We start from the raw sequence: 14,309 nt of genomic DNA, 5'->3' as shown, positions 1-14,309 counted from the left end.
ATGAAATTATTAATTTTAGGCAACCACACATGCGGCAACCGTGGTGATAGCGCCATTATGCGCGGTTTGCTTGATGCCATCCGTCAACAGGCGCCAGAGGCGGAGATGGATGTGATGAGCCGTTTCCCGGTGAGTTCCGCCTGGTTGCAGGGGCGCCCGATTATTGCCGACCCGCTGTATCAGTTAAGCCAGAAACAGCAGGCGGCGGCAGGGCTTAACGGTCGGGTGAAAAAAATATTACGCCGTCGTTTTCAGCATAAAATTTTATTGTCTAAAGTCGCCCAGGAAGGATCGCTGCGTAATTTTGCTATCGCGCCGGAATTTGCCGAATTCGCGCAATTTATTGCGCAGTATGACGCCGTCATTCAGGTGGGCGGTTCAAACTATGTCGACTTATACGGTTTGACTCACTTTGAATATCCGCTGTGCGCGTTTATGGCGAACAAACCAATTTATATGGTGGGACATAGCGTCGGCCCTTTCCAGAACCCTGACTTTAACCAGCTCGCCAATTATGTTTTTGGACGCACCAGTGCGCTGATCCTGCGTGAAACCGTCAGCCGCGATCTGATGGCCGCCGCGCAGATCGATACCCGGAAAGTGGAGCAGGGGGTGGATACTGCCTGGTTAGTCGAACGCCGTCACGACGAGTTTGTCGCCAGTTATGCTGTGCAGCACTGGCTGGACGTCACCGCGCGCCGCAAAACCGTCGCGATTACGTTGCGCGATCTGGAGCCGTTTGATAAACGCCTGGGCACCACTCAGCAGGCCTATGAGCAGGCTTTTGCCCAGGTTGTGAATCGCCTGATTGCGGACGGTTATCAGGTACTGGCGCTGTCAACCTGCACCAGTATCGATCGCTATAACCGCGATGACCGGATGGTTGCGTTACGGATGGCGAAGTATGTAAACGACTCAGAACATTTCCATATCGCGATGGACGAACTCAATGATGTGGAAATCGGAAAGATCCTCGCCTCCTGCGTACTGACCATCGGGACGCGCCTGCATTCCGCCATTATCTCCATGAATTTTGGCACGCCCGCTATCGCCATTAATTATGAACATAAATCCGCGGGGATTATGCAGCAGCTAGGCCTGGCGGAATTGGCTATCGATATCCGTCACTTGCTGAACGGTTCATTACAAAGCGTGGTGGCCGATACGCTCAATCAATTGCCTGCGCTAAAGGCAAAAGTGGCTAACGCCGTCACCGAGGAGCGGGCGAAAGGGTTCACGATGATCAAATCCGTTCTCGACAGAATTCGGGAGGCGCAATGAAAGTCAGCTTTTTTCTGCTGAAATTTCCACTCTCATCGGAAACCTTTGTGCTGAATCAGATTACTGCGTTTATTGATATGGGCCATGAGGTGGAGATTGTCGCGTTACAAAAAGGCGATACCCAACATACTCACGCCGCCTGGGAGAAGTATGGCCTGGCGGCGAAAACCCGCTGGTTACAGGATGAGCCCCAGGGACGGCTGGCGAAACTGCGTTACCGGGCATGTAAAACGCTGCCGGGGCTGCATCGGGCGGCGACCTGGAAAGCGCTCAATTTTACCCGCTATGGCGATGAATCACGCAATTTAATCCTTTCCGCGATTTGCGCGCAGGTGAGCCAGCCTTTTGGGGCGGATGTGTTCATCGCACACTTTGGTCCGGCGGGCGTGACGGCGGCCAAACTACGCGAACTGGGCGTGCTTCGCGGCAAAATCGCGACTATTTTCCACGGGATTGATATTTCCAGTCGCGAAGTGCTCAGTCATTACACGCCGGAGTATCAGCAGTTGTTTCGTCGTGGCGATCTGATGCTGCCCATCAGCGATCTGTGGGCCGGTCGCCTGAAAAGTATGGGCTGTCCGACGGAAAAGATTGCCGTTTCGCGCATGGGCGTCGACATGACGCGTTTTTCCCATCGTCCGGTGAAAGAGCCAGGGATGCCGCTGGAGATGATTTCCGTCGCGCGCCTGACAGAAAAAAAAGGCCTGCATGTGGCGATTGAAGCCTGTCGGCAACTGAAAGCGCAGGGCGTGGCGTTTCGCTACCGCATTCTGGGGATTGGCCCGTGGGAACGTCGGCTGCGCACGCTCATCGAGCAGTATCAGCTAGAGGATGTCATTGAGATGCCGGGGTTTAAACCGAGCCATGAAGTGAAGGCGATGCTGGATGACGCCGATGTTTTTTTGCTGCCGTCGATTACCGGTACGGATGGCGATATGGAAGGTATTCCGGTGGCGCTGATGGAGGCGATGGCGGTGGGGATTCCCGTGGTATCTACCGTACATAGCGGTATTCCGGAACTGGTGGAGGCCGGCAAATCCGGCTGGCTGGTGCCGGAAAACGATGCGCAGGCGCTGGCGGCCCGGCTCGCTGAGTTCAGCCAGATTGACCACGACACGCTGGAGTCGGTGATCACGCGCGCCCGTGAAAAAGTGGCGCAAGATTTTAATCAGCAGGCGATTAATCGCCAGTTAGCCTGCCTGCTACAAACGATATAAACGAGGTGGTATGCCCGCGAATAAATTCTCCCGACGTACTCTCCTGACGGCAGGTTCTGCGCTTGCTGTTCTTCCTTTTCTGCGCGCCTTGCCGGTACAGGCGCGTGAACCTCGCCAGACCGTCGATATTAAGGATTATCCGGCGGATGACGGTATCGCCTCGTTCAAACAGGCCTTCGCCGACGGACAGACCGTGGTCGTACCGCCAGGATGGGTGTGTGAAAATATCAATGCGGCGATAACGATTCCGGCGGGAAAAACGCTGCGGGTACAGGGCGCGGTGCGTGGGAATGGCCGGGGACGGTTTATTTTGCAGGACGGGTGTCAGGTGGTGGGGGAGCAGGGCGGCAGTCTGCACAATGTGACGCTGGATGTTCGCGGGTCGGACTGTGTGATTAAAGGCGTGACGATGAGCGGCTTTGGCCCCGTCGCGCAAATTTTCATCGGTGGTAAGGAACCGCAGGTGATGCGTAATCTCATTATCGATGACATCACTGTTACCCACGCCAACTACGCCATTCTCCGCCAGGGATTTCATAACCAAATGGACGGCGCGCGGATTACGCATAGCCGCTTTAGCGATTTGCAGGGGGACGCCATTGAGTGGAATGTCGCGATTCACGACCGCGACATCCTGATTTCCGATCATGTCATCGAACGCATTGATTGTACCAATGGCAAAATCAACTGGGGAATCGGCATCGGGCTGGCGGGTAGCACCTATGACAATAGTTATCCTGAAGACCAGGCAGTAAAAAACTTTGTGGTGGCCAATATTACCGGATCTGATTGCCGACAGCTGGTGCACGTAGAAAATGGCAAACATTTCGTCATTCGCAATGTGAAAGCCAAAAACATCACGCCCGATTTCAGTAAAAATGCGGGTATTGATAACGCAACGATCGCAATTTATGGCTGTGATAATTTCGTCATTGATAATATTGATATGACGAATAGTGCCGGGATGCTCATCGGCTATGGCGTCGCTAAAGGAAAATACCTGTCAATTCCGCAAAACTTTAAATTAAACGCTATTCGGTTGGATAATCGCCAGGTTGCTTATAAATTACGCGGCATTCAAATTTCCTCCGGCAACACCCCCTCTTTTGTCGCCATCACCAATGTACGGATGACGCGTGCTACGCTGGAACTGCATAATCAACCGCAGCACCTCTTTCTGCGCAATATCAACGTGATGCAAACTTCAGCGATTGGCCCGGCGTTAAAAATGCATTTCGATTTGCGTAAAGATGTCCGTGGTCAATTTATGGCCCGCCAGGACACGCTGCTTTCTCTCGCTAATGTTCATGCCATCAATGAAAACGGGCAGAGTTCCGTGGATATCGACAGGATTAATCACCAAACCGTGAATGTCGAAGCAGTGAATTTTTCGCTGCCGAAGCGGGGAGGGTAAGTACCGCTATTTTTACGAAAATTCCTGGGAAAAAGTTGTTCATACTTAATGTTATGGTGCCGACTAAGACGTAATGTAGAGCGTGCCATCATTATCCCTGGCAGCAGAGTAATTCATGCTGGCGAAAACAAGCTAAAGAGCTATAATTCAGCAACCATTTTACAGGTGGAAGAAACAATGATGAATTTGAAAGCAGTTATACCGGTAGCGGGTTTGGGTATGCATATGTTGCCTGCCACCAAGGCAATCCCAAAAGAGATGCTACCGATCGTCGACAAACCGATGATTCAGTACATTGTCGATGAGATTGTGGCTGCAGGGATCAAAGAAATCGTACTGGTGACTCACGCGTCCAAAAACGCCGTTGAGAACCACTTCGACACCTCTTATGAACTTGAATCACTTCTTGAACAGCGCGTTAAGCGTCAGCTTTTGGCGGAAGTGCAATCTATCTGCCCACCGGGCGTGACGATTATGAACGTTCGCCAGGCGCAGCCGTTAGGGCTGGGGCATTCTATTCTGTGCGCGCGTCCGGTCGTGGGCGATAACCCTTTCATTGTGGTACTCCCGGATATTATTATTGATGATGCTACCGCCGATCCGCTGCGCTATAACCTTGCGGCGATGGTGGCGCGTTTCAATGAAACGGGTCGCAGCCAGGTGCTGGCGAAGCGCATGAAAGGTGATTTATCGGAGTATTCCGTTATCCAGACGAAAGAACCTCTGGATAATGAAGGCAAAGTCAGCCGGATTGTGGAGTTTATCGAAAAACCGGATCAGCCGCAGACGCTGGATTCCGATTTGATGGCGGTAGGCCGTTATGTGCTTTCAGCCGACATCTGGGCGGAACTGGAAAGAACCGAACCGGGCGCCTGGGGCCGCATCCAGCTCACCGATGCCATTGCTGAGCTGGCGAAAAAACAGTCGGTTGACGCGATGCTAATGACGGGTGACAGCTATGACTGCGGTAAAAAAATGGGCTACATGCAGGCATTTGTGAAGTACGGGCTGCGCAACCTGAAAGAAGGAGCGAAGTTCCGTAAGAGCATAGAGCAGCTTCTGCATGAATAAGTATTAACAACCGTGATAAATGGTTGGTGATAAACATAATAACGGCAGTGAACATTCGAAGCGGCAAGTTGGCTGAAACGAGTGTTGACTGCCGTTTTAGTTTTGTATAAAGGGCTTAAGTAACAAGGGGTTATCTGGAGCATTTTAATGTTGATTTTATAAGATTAATCCTTGTTTCCGGATGCAATTAATAAGACAATTAGCGTTTAAGTTTTAGTGAGCTTTGCCCTGATGGGCGAGGTTTGTAACAAGTCGATATGTACGCAGTGCACTGGTAGCTGATGAGCCAGGGGCGGTAGCGTGTCCTGAATAATTATAATATCGTATTTATAAAGATTATTTTTAGAAAACAATAAGAATAATTTTTTATTTGAGAGACTTAGCATGATATATTACATTTTTATTGTAATTTTTCCGTTCTTTTCATTTGTTAAGAATAAAAATATAAAAATTTACGCCTTGATGCTAAGTTTTTTATTTCTTGTCTCGTTTTGTTCTTTACGTTGGCAGACTGGTACTGATTGGCTCCCCTATTACGATGATTTCATGAGTCCAGGGAATCGACATGACTTTGAAATCGGGTATGTATTATACGTCAAATTAATAAGATATTTGACAGATAATTATACATTGTTTCTATTCACTACATCAATTATTCCTATCGCGTTAATATTCTGGGGATGCCTGAAAACACAAAAAAATATATCATTAACTATTCTGTCTGTTTGTGTTTTTTATAGTTATTATTATCTGGGGTCTTTTTTTGGGGCCGAAAGAAGAATTATTGCAATTGGGTTATCTTTTTTCGCTTTAATCCAATATAAAAGTAATAAAAAGGTGCAATCGCTTATTCTTATTCTATGTGCGTCGACATTTCATATCTCGTCTTTAGTTACCTTATCTGTTTTTTTAATCAATAAGTTATCTTTAAACTTATATAAAATATTACTTGTGCTTGGTGCCATTCTATCATTGCCTTTGTCACATTATTTATCAGATATAATTTCTTCCGTTATTAGTCTAATTCCTGTCGAAATTGTTCGCTATAAACTCACTGTTTATACTCAAAATGCACAAGAATATGGTTCCATAAGTATATCTGGAATTTTAAAAAGGGTGGTAATTTCTGCTATTTTTATTTACACATTATCTTTTGATATAAAAAATAATAAGGCAAATTTATTTTTGGTAAAAACATATTTATTTGGAACTATCATATATTTATTTTTATCTCCGATCTCAGCCATGTTCTCAGTAATTAGTATATATTTTACTATAGTCGAAATATTGTTGATTCCTGCAGTATTAGTGCGTGTAGGAATTTTTACACGGATTCCTGCTCTGATTTTTATAGTGATTTTTTATTTTGGCTATCAAGTTTACTCTATACTAGGGTCTTATCCTGAACTTTTCTATCCTTACATATCGGTATTTTCAGAAATTCAGCGTCAAGGTATTTACTAATGTTATTAATATATACGGGTTCGTATCCAGATGATAAATGTGGAGTAGGTGATTATGTTTATAATCTAAACCAAGAAATTAAAAAGAATTATACAGTTAACGTTGTCAAACTATCCTTATTCGAATTAATCTATAAAATAGTTTCTAATAGAAAAATTATCAAACTTATTAATATTCAATATCCATCGATTGGATTTTCGACAAACAAAATTGCGGCTTTTAAACCTCATGTTGCATTTATCTTAGCTAAGTTAGTTGGCTTAAAAACATCGATAACGCTACACGAATTTAGTAGTTTATCAAAGAGAGCTCAATATTTCCTAAAAATTTTTAAGCTTGCTGATTATATAATCTTTACAACTCAGTATGAGAAGAATATAGGTGAAAAAACATTATTTAATTCTGCAAAAACAAGACTAATTCCTATCGCATCTAACATACCTTCTTGCCAAAAGAAAGAAAAAAAATTTGATCTTGTTCATTTTGGTATAATTTCCAAAGGAAAGGGAATAGAAGAATTTATCTGGATTATTAAAGAACTTAATAAGAAAAATATTAAATTCCGCTCTGCCTTGATTGGTTATGTTCCTGGCGCTGACAATAGTTATGCCAATTTAATTATAGAACAGTGTACAGAACAAAAGTGCGAGTTACTTTTAAATAAATCAGCAGCCGAAATATCAAATCTGCTAGCTGAAACTGACATGGCTATATTACCATATCCCGATGGCATCTCAGAACGGAGAGGTACTGCCCTTGCTGCGATGATTAATCGAGTATTAGTATTTTCCCTAAGGGGGCAGTTTTCGTCTGAATTTGAAAATATTGCCGTATTAGGGAACGATAAAAATGATCTTTTGAGTAAGGTTTTATATTATATAAATAATACAGATAGCTTTGCCAAAATTAATGATAGTGCCTATGAGTACTCTGAAAAAAGAAATTGGCAGTCGATCGCTCAACTGTATATAGGACTAATAAACAATGATAGTAATAAATAATTATTTTAGTGGTGTTTTAAAAAGAGGAATACCGATTTATACTGAAGAGTTAGTTCTTCAAATGAAAAAGGACTCTATGCAAGTCTGTGAATTAACTTGTCCAAAAGTCCTATACCCTTTACCTGCTTTTATACATAATTTTTTATTCATATTCTATGAACAAATACTTACTCCGCTTATTGGACTTATATTAAAGTCAAAATTTAATATCTATCCATATAATAGTACATCAATTATAGACGCGTACTTGGGTAAATCAGTGGTTATTATTCATGATCTAATAAGCTTAAGAAAAAAGAACCATTCTTTATCCGCGAAATATGTGTCATATTGTATGCTCAAAGCATCACAATTAAAAGCCGATTATATATATATATCAAAAACAACTAAGCGTGTTATAGATAGCATTGAACTCTTTAAAAATTGTAAAGGCTATTATTTCCCAAACACATTTTTTCGTTTCGAGGAAATTGCGAAAAAAAATACGATTCTTGATCTTGGATATATATTATTGGTAACAGGGGTGGGTGATAATAAAGATCTCGATGGTGCTTTGAAATTATATTCATCTATTAGCAAGGATGAACGATTGCCGCTTAAAATATTAGGCTGTGGAAATGCCATAGAGAGGGTAAAAAAAATAATTGATGACCATAGAGTCCAAAGTGAAATTGAAGTTATTCCTTTCCTGGATCTTGATGATGTTGTAAGTCTTTATTGTAACTCTACCTTTATTTGGGCACATTCGAAATATGAGGGTTATGGAAGAGCTGTAGCAGAGGCTAAGTTGTCCCATAAAAAGATTTTATGTACACAAATATCAGCCTTTATGGAACAAAAAGATGAAAATGTATATCTTTATACTAATCAAAATGACTTTCACATCCAATATAAAGCTGTGTTAGCTAGCAAGTATAAAGATATCCATGGACAATTGATAGAACATGAAATTTTTAAATCCCAACTCGAGTTTTTATATGGAAAAAAGTAAAATACTCATCCTCACCCCACGATTTCCGTATCCAGTGGTAGGAGGGGATAGGTTAAGGATATATCGCATTTGTAAGGAATTGTCTAAATACTACACATTAGATTTGCTAAGTCTATGCGATAGTATCGAAGACTTAAATTTTATAGTAAAAAATGATCACGTCTTTGATAAAATTTTCCGGATCTATCATCCTAAAATAAAAAGTTATTTTAATGTATTAAAAGCATTACCTGGTAGAAAACCACTTCAGATAGCTTATTATAAAAATACTGAATTTGAAAATAAACTTAATGAGATAATTGGGAATTATGATTTGACTCTTTCTCATCTCATTCGTGTTGGTGATTACACTTTAAATAAGCCTGGCTTGCATATTCTTGAAATGACTGATGCAATTTCCTTAAATTATTCGCGTATAAAAAAAGAAGCTCCGAAAAATTCTTTAAAAAGCATCATTTACTCTATCGAACAAGAGCGATTATTAAAATATGAAAAAGAAGTTTATGGCCGCTATTCACTCATATCGTTAATATCAGAGGTTGACAAAAAATTCCTTTTTGGGAATAGGAATGATAACATTTTGGTTTGTAATAATGGAGTTGATCTTGAGGATTATCCTTTTACAAAGAGAGTCATTGAAAATACCAATATAATTAATCTTATTTTTATTGGGAACTTGTGTTCATTCCAAAATTTTGACGGAGTGAAATGGTTCGTAAAAAATATTCTACCATCAATAAATAAAAATAATAACGGTAAGCAATATATTTTCCACATTTTAGGTAAAATAAACAAAAGTGATAAACTATATTTACAAGGTTTTGAAAATGTTGTGGTGAGTGGCAGCGTTACAAATATGGCTGATGCGGCTAAAATAGGACATATCGGAATTTGCCCAGTTCGGTTTGGTGCAGGTGTACAAAATAAAATATTAGAATATATGGCTCTTGGACTTCCAACTATCACATCCCGAATGGGTTATGAGGGTATAGAAGCAAATATTGGTGAAGAGATATTAATTGCTGATAATAGTGATGAGTACTTGAAGTCGTTAGAAACTTTGAGTGAAAATTCTGTATATCAAATGATTGCTAAGAATGCGCGAAATTTTGTTGCGGAGAAATTTAATTGGTCAACGCGTTTATCAGTTTTGGTGAAAAATATTGAGAGGTTAACAGGAAAATGATTACACCAATAATTATGGCTGGGGGAAATGGAAGTCGGTTATGGCCACTTTCTCGAACGTTATATCCTAAACAGTTTTTATGTTTAGATGGCTCTCAAAGTATGCTTCAGACCACAATTACGCGAATTAATAATTTGAATGCTTCAGATCCTATTGTTATTTGTAATGAGCAGCACAGGTTTATTGTTGCAGAACAGCTTAAAGAATTATCTAAATCATCTGGCGATATAATTTTAGAACCTGTTGGACGTAACACGGCCCCTGCAGTAGCCTTGGCAGCTTTAAAATGCCTTAAGAAAAACGCTTTACTGTTAGTATTGGCTGCTGACCATATAATTAAGGACGAAGAAACGTTTTGTAAGACTATACAAGACGCTAGAAAATATGCCGAAGCAGGAAAATTAGTTACGTTTGGTATTGTACCTACCATGCCAGAGACAGGTTATGGTTATATACGGCGTGGGCAAGCTCTTTTCTCTGCAGAAAATGATTGTTCTTTGGCGTTTAGGGTGGCTGAATTTGTCGAAAAACCCAATCTAGAAACGGCTCAGAGTTATCTTGATTCTGGTGAGTATTACTGGAACAGCGGTATGTTTTTATTTAGGGCAGATCGATATATTGAAGAGTTAAAAAAATTTCGCCCTGATATTTATAAAGCTTGCTCATTAGCGATGGAATCTGCTGTTACGGATCTCGATTTCATTCGAGTGGATGAAGATTCATTTTGCGCTTGCCCGGATGAATCAATTGATTATGCAGTGATGGAAAAGACGAATGACGCGGTTGTCGTACCTTTAAATGCGGGTTGGAGTGATGTCGGTTCGTGGTCTTCTCTTTGGGAGATAAGTGATAAAGATAGTAATGGTAATGTGACTAAAGGCGATGTATTAAGCCACAATGCAGATAATTGCTATCTCCATGCAGAAACGGGTTTGGTAACCGCTGTTGGTGTCAAAGATCTTATAGTCGTGCAAACGAAAGATGCCGTTTTGGTTGCAAACACAAACTGTGTTCAAGATGTTAAGAAAATTGTTGAGAAAATTAAATTAGAAAATCGTCATGAGCATATAACTCATCGGGAAGTTTATAGACCATGGGGTAAATACGATTCAATCGATTTCGGTGAGCGTTATCAGGTAAAGAGAATCACTGTAAAACCCGGAGAAGGAATTTCAGAGCAGCAACATTATCATCGCGCGGAACACTGGATTATCGTTGCAGGTACCGCAAAAATAACCATAAAAGGTGAAGTGAAAATTTTAACTGAAAATGAATCCGTATATATCCCTGTCGGTGTTAAGCACTGCCTTGAAAACCCAGGGAAAATTCCACTTGAGCTTATTGAAGTAAGATCCGGCGCATATTTAGGGGAGGATGATATTGTTCGTTTTTCAGATAAGTATGGTCGTAATTAAGGAATAACGTAATAATGAATAATTTAACTTGTTTTAAGGCCTACGACATTCGCGGCAGGCTGGGCGAAGAGCTCAATGAAGATATCGCGTGGCGGATTGGCCGCGCTTACGGCGAATATTTAAAACCGAAAACCATCGTGCTGGGCGGCGACGTGCGTCTGACCAGCGAGGCGCTGAAGCTGGCGCTGGCGAAAGGGTTACAGGACGCGGGCGTTGACGTGCTGGATATCGGTATGTCCGGCACCGAAGAGATTTACTTCGCCACCTTCCACCTCGGCGTGGACGGCGGTATTGAGGTGACCGCCAGCCATAACCCGATGGACTACAACGGTATGAAGCTGGTACGCGAGGGCGCCCGCCCGATAAGCGGCGACACCGGTCTGCGCGACGTTCAGCGTCTGGCGGAAGCGGGCGACTTCCCGCCGGTGAACGAGGCCGCGCGCGGCAGCTACAGACAAATCAGCCTGCGCGACGCCTACATCGACCACCTGCTCGGCTATATCAGCGTCAGCAATCTCACCCCGCTGAAGCTGGTGTTTAACGCCGGCAACGGCGCGGCGGGGCCAGTCATTGACGCCATCGAAGCGCGCCTGAAGGCGCTGGGCGCGCCGGTGGAGTTCATCAAAATCCACAACACCCCGGACGGCACCTTCCCGAACGGCATTCCCAACCCGTTGCTGCCGGAGTGTCGCGACGACACCCGCAAGGCCGTTATTGAACACGGGGCGGACATGGGCATCGCCTTTGACGGCGACTTCGACCGCTGCTTCCTGTTCGATGAGAAAGGGCAGTTTATCGAGGGGTACTACATCGTCGGGCTGCTGGCGGAAGCATTTCTGGAAAAACACCCGGGGGCGAAGATTATCCACGACCCGCGCCTGACCTGGAACACGGAGGCAGTGGTGACGGCGGCGGGCGGGACGCCGGTGATGTCAAAAACCGGGCACGCCTTTATCAAGGAGCGGATGCGTACGGAGGATGCCATTTATGGCGGGGAAATGAGCGCGCATCACTATTTCCGTGATTTTGCCTACTGCGACAGCGGGATGATCCCGTGGCTGCTGGTGGCGGAGCTGGTGTGCCTGAAGGGGCAGTCGCTGGGTGAACTGGTCCGCGACCGGATGGCGGCGTTTCCGGCGAGCGGGGAAATCAACAGCAGGCTGGCGGAGCCGGCGGCAGCCATTGCGCGGGTGGAAGCGCACTTTGCGGAAGAGGCGCAGGCGGTGGACCGCACGGACGGCCTCAGCATGTCATTCCCGGACTGGCGTTTCAACCTGCGCTCGTCAAACACCGAACCGGTGGTGCGCCTGAATGTGGAATCACGCGGCGATATTCCGCTGATGGAAGCGCGAACGAAAGAAATTCTTCAGCTACTCAATTCATAAAAAGCAGCCCTTCTTTATGGAGGGCTAACTTTTCGGATATTCTCTAACCAATACGTAGTATAAAGCCAATAAATATTAAGTGTGTTTGATTGTTGTTGGTTTCCATTTCTAATAGATATAAGGTTTTCGCTATGTTCTTTTCGGACAGTATAAATAATCATTGATATGATTATTTATTTTACCTTCCTGGTAATATTAATTATTATGGGGCTAATAATAATTGATGTCATCCTGTAACTTCCCACGAATATTTATTTACTTTAAGTTTACATCCGGAAAGTAAAAATGCGAACTATAAAAGCGATTAACAACTTTAAAGTTGATTTATTTATTACTTTTTTTCTTATTGCGCTAGGATTTTATCTTCGAACTATATTTGTCTCTAAGATGGGCGCTGATTTAACAGGTGTGATGTTGTTATTTACACAACTGACTGCTTATTTAAATCTCGCCGAGCTTGGCATAGGGGTAGCTGCGGCAAGCCTTTTATACAAGCCGCTGAGTGAAGGGGATTATGCAAAAATAAAATACTTAACTTTATTGCTGTCTACAATCTATAGATATATCTCGTTTTTAGTTTTATTGATAGGTATAGTAATTGGCTTTGGTATTTACTTTTTCATCGATTCTGTTAATGCAGTAAGTCACGTTTTTATTTATTGGGCATTTTTTGTAATAAATACATCTTTAACTTATTCTTATGCAAAGCATTCAACTCTATTAACTGCAAATCAGCAATATTCAGTAGTCCGTAAAATACAGGGGGGCGGGAAAATATTAATTATTGCGCTGCAAATATTGCTATTAGTCACCACACATAATTTCTTACTCTATTTGCTCGTTGAAACTATTGGCGTGATAGTACAGTATTTTATATTTAAAAATATTATTAATAACGACATCCATTTTAAGGTGGTTCCACAATCTATTAGCGATGATGAAAAAACAACATTAAAAAATGAATTAAAAATAAAAATAAAAAACATGTTTTTTCATAAGATTGGTGGTGTGTTAGTTTTAAATACTGATTATTTGCTAGTTTCAAAATTTCTTAATTTAAGCTACGTCACGATTTATGGAAGTTATATGATGGTCTTCCAGGTTGTGACTGTGCTTATGTCCAGTTTTGTTAATGCCATTACAGCTAGTGTGGGTAATTTTTTAATCAATCAAAATGATGATGAAGTTACCAGTATTGCAAAACAATTTAACACAGTATTTATAGCATTGGCTACCTTCATTTCTTTGAATATGTATTTTTTGGTTAATGACTTTATTACCAACTGGATAGGCGAAAAATTCATACTAGGTAATGGTATTGTTATATTAATGCTTGTTAATGTATTTATAAGTGTCATTAGGATTCCTTGTGATATTTTTAAAAACGCAACTGGCTTTTTTGGGGACGTATATTATCCTTTGCTTGAGGGGGGGAGTAATTTATTTTTTTCCGCGCTCTTAGCTTTTTATATTGGTCTTCCTGGTATTATTATAGGCACGATTATATCCAATGTATTAATTACATTAATTGCAAAACCATTATATCTATATGGTAAAATGTTTGGTAGATTTAATGCATTGAAAAAGTACCTGTCCTTTGTACTGAAACCTTTAATATTCTCATTTGTTATTTTTGCTGTTTTTTATTTTGCAAGGGAACAAATAATTTTCTTTAAAGCTTCCAACTGGTTTGACTTTATGAGTAAGCTTACTATTGTATCACTGGTAAGTATGATTATAGTTTTTGCGGTTTTTTATGCAGATGCTAACTTTAGGTCTTTTGTTAAAAGAATTTTACGCGTGGTATTTTAAGTTAACCAGGCGGGAAAATATCCGCCGAACCATAATGTGCTATTAATGGATAAGTATTTAATATGCTTTACG

The 14,309-nt window shown here is 42.1% G+C and carries 11 protein-coding genes; all 11 read left to right on the top strand.

The features are described from left to right. The 11 genes from wcaK to ACLJQD_RS11015 all read left to right on the top strand — a co-directional run bounded on the left by wcaK (position 1) and on the right by ACLJQD_RS11015 (position 14,237). On the top strand, positions 1–1,281 hold the full coding sequence (wcaK, locus tag ACLJQD_RS11065) for a colanic acid biosynthesis pyruvyl transferase WcaK (protein ID WP_017442210.1): 1,281 nt from the start codon (positions 1–3) through the stop codon (positions 1,279–1,281). Continuing rightward, complete coding sequence (gene wcaL, locus ACLJQD_RS11060; protein WP_017442211.1) at positions 1,278–2,498, top strand: colanic acid biosynthesis glycosyltransferase WcaL; 1,221 nt, start codon at positions 1,278–1,280, stop codon at positions 2,496–2,498. Before wcaK ends, wcaL begins: the two co-directional genes overlap by 4 nt. 10 nt (positions 2,499–2,508) lie before the next feature. Further along, positions 2,509–3,912 (top strand): colanic acid biosynthesis protein WcaM, encoded by a 1,404-nt coding sequence (gene wcaM, locus ACLJQD_RS11055; protein WP_017442212.1) that lies wholly within the window; start codon positions 2,509–2,511, stop codon positions 3,910–3,912. 177 nt (positions 3,913–4,089) lie between these two features. Then, complete coding sequence (gene galF, locus ACLJQD_RS11050) at positions 4,090–4,983, top strand: GalU regulator GalF (RefSeq protein ID WP_000981469.1); 894 nt, start codon at positions 4,090–4,092, stop codon at positions 4,981–4,983. A gap of 384 nt (positions 4,984–5,367) precedes the next feature. Next, the gene (locus ACLJQD_RS11045) at positions 5,368–6,447 is read left to right on the top strand and encodes an EpsG family protein (RefSeq protein WP_000642134.1); all 1,080 of its coding nucleotides are present in this window, start codon (positions 5,368–5,370) and stop codon (positions 6,445–6,447) included. Beyond that, complete coding sequence (locus ACLJQD_RS11040; RefSeq protein ID WP_000924685.1) at positions 6,447–7,448, top strand: glycosyltransferase family 1 protein; 1,002 nt, start codon at positions 6,447–6,449, stop codon at positions 7,446–7,448. Before ACLJQD_RS11045 ends, ACLJQD_RS11040 begins: the two co-directional genes overlap by 1 nt. After that, positions 7,432–8,439 (top strand): glycosyltransferase, encoded by a 1,008-nt coding sequence (locus tag ACLJQD_RS11035; protein WP_001536394.1) that lies wholly within the window; start codon positions 7,432–7,434, stop codon positions 8,437–8,439. The genes ACLJQD_RS11040 and ACLJQD_RS11035 overlap by 17 nt, the downstream gene beginning before the upstream one ends. Continuing rightward, on the top strand, positions 8,426–9,625 hold the full coding sequence (locus tag ACLJQD_RS11030; protein WP_000415709.1) for a glycosyltransferase: 1,200 nt from the start codon (positions 8,426–8,428) through the stop codon (positions 9,623–9,625). The genes ACLJQD_RS11035 and ACLJQD_RS11030 overlap by 14 nt, the downstream gene beginning before the upstream one ends. Next, entirely contained in the window at positions 9,622–11,040 is a 1,419-nt protein-coding gene (locus ACLJQD_RS11025) for a mannose-1-phosphate guanylyltransferase/mannose-6-phosphate isomerase (RefSeq protein WP_017441793.1), read from the top strand. The genes ACLJQD_RS11030 and ACLJQD_RS11025 overlap by 4 nt, the downstream gene beginning before the upstream one ends. 14 nt (positions 11,041–11,054) lie before the next feature. Then, positions 11,055–12,425 carry a colanic acid biosynthesis phosphomannomutase CpsG gene (cpsG, locus tag ACLJQD_RS11020; protein ID WP_017441794.1) on the top strand — a complete coding sequence of 457 codons (1,371 nt, stop codon included), beginning with the start codon at positions 11,055–11,057 and terminating at the stop codon, positions 12,423–12,425. 285 nt (positions 12,426–12,710) lie between these two features. Further along, positions 12,711–14,237, top strand: coding sequence for a lipopolysaccharide biosynthesis protein (locus ACLJQD_RS11015; protein WP_024156511.1), 1,527 nt, complete (start codon positions 12,711–12,713; stop codon positions 14,235–14,237). Positions 14,238–14,309: the final 72 nt, after the last annotated feature.

Source organism: Salmonella sp. SAL04214, from assembly GCF_046550615.1.
Classification (GTDB): Bacteria; Pseudomonadota; Gammaproteobacteria; order Enterobacterales; family Enterobacteriaceae; genus Salmonella; species Salmonella enterica.
Note: the sequence above shows the minus strand (reverse complement) of the source record. Positions and strands in the feature narration are given on the sequence as shown.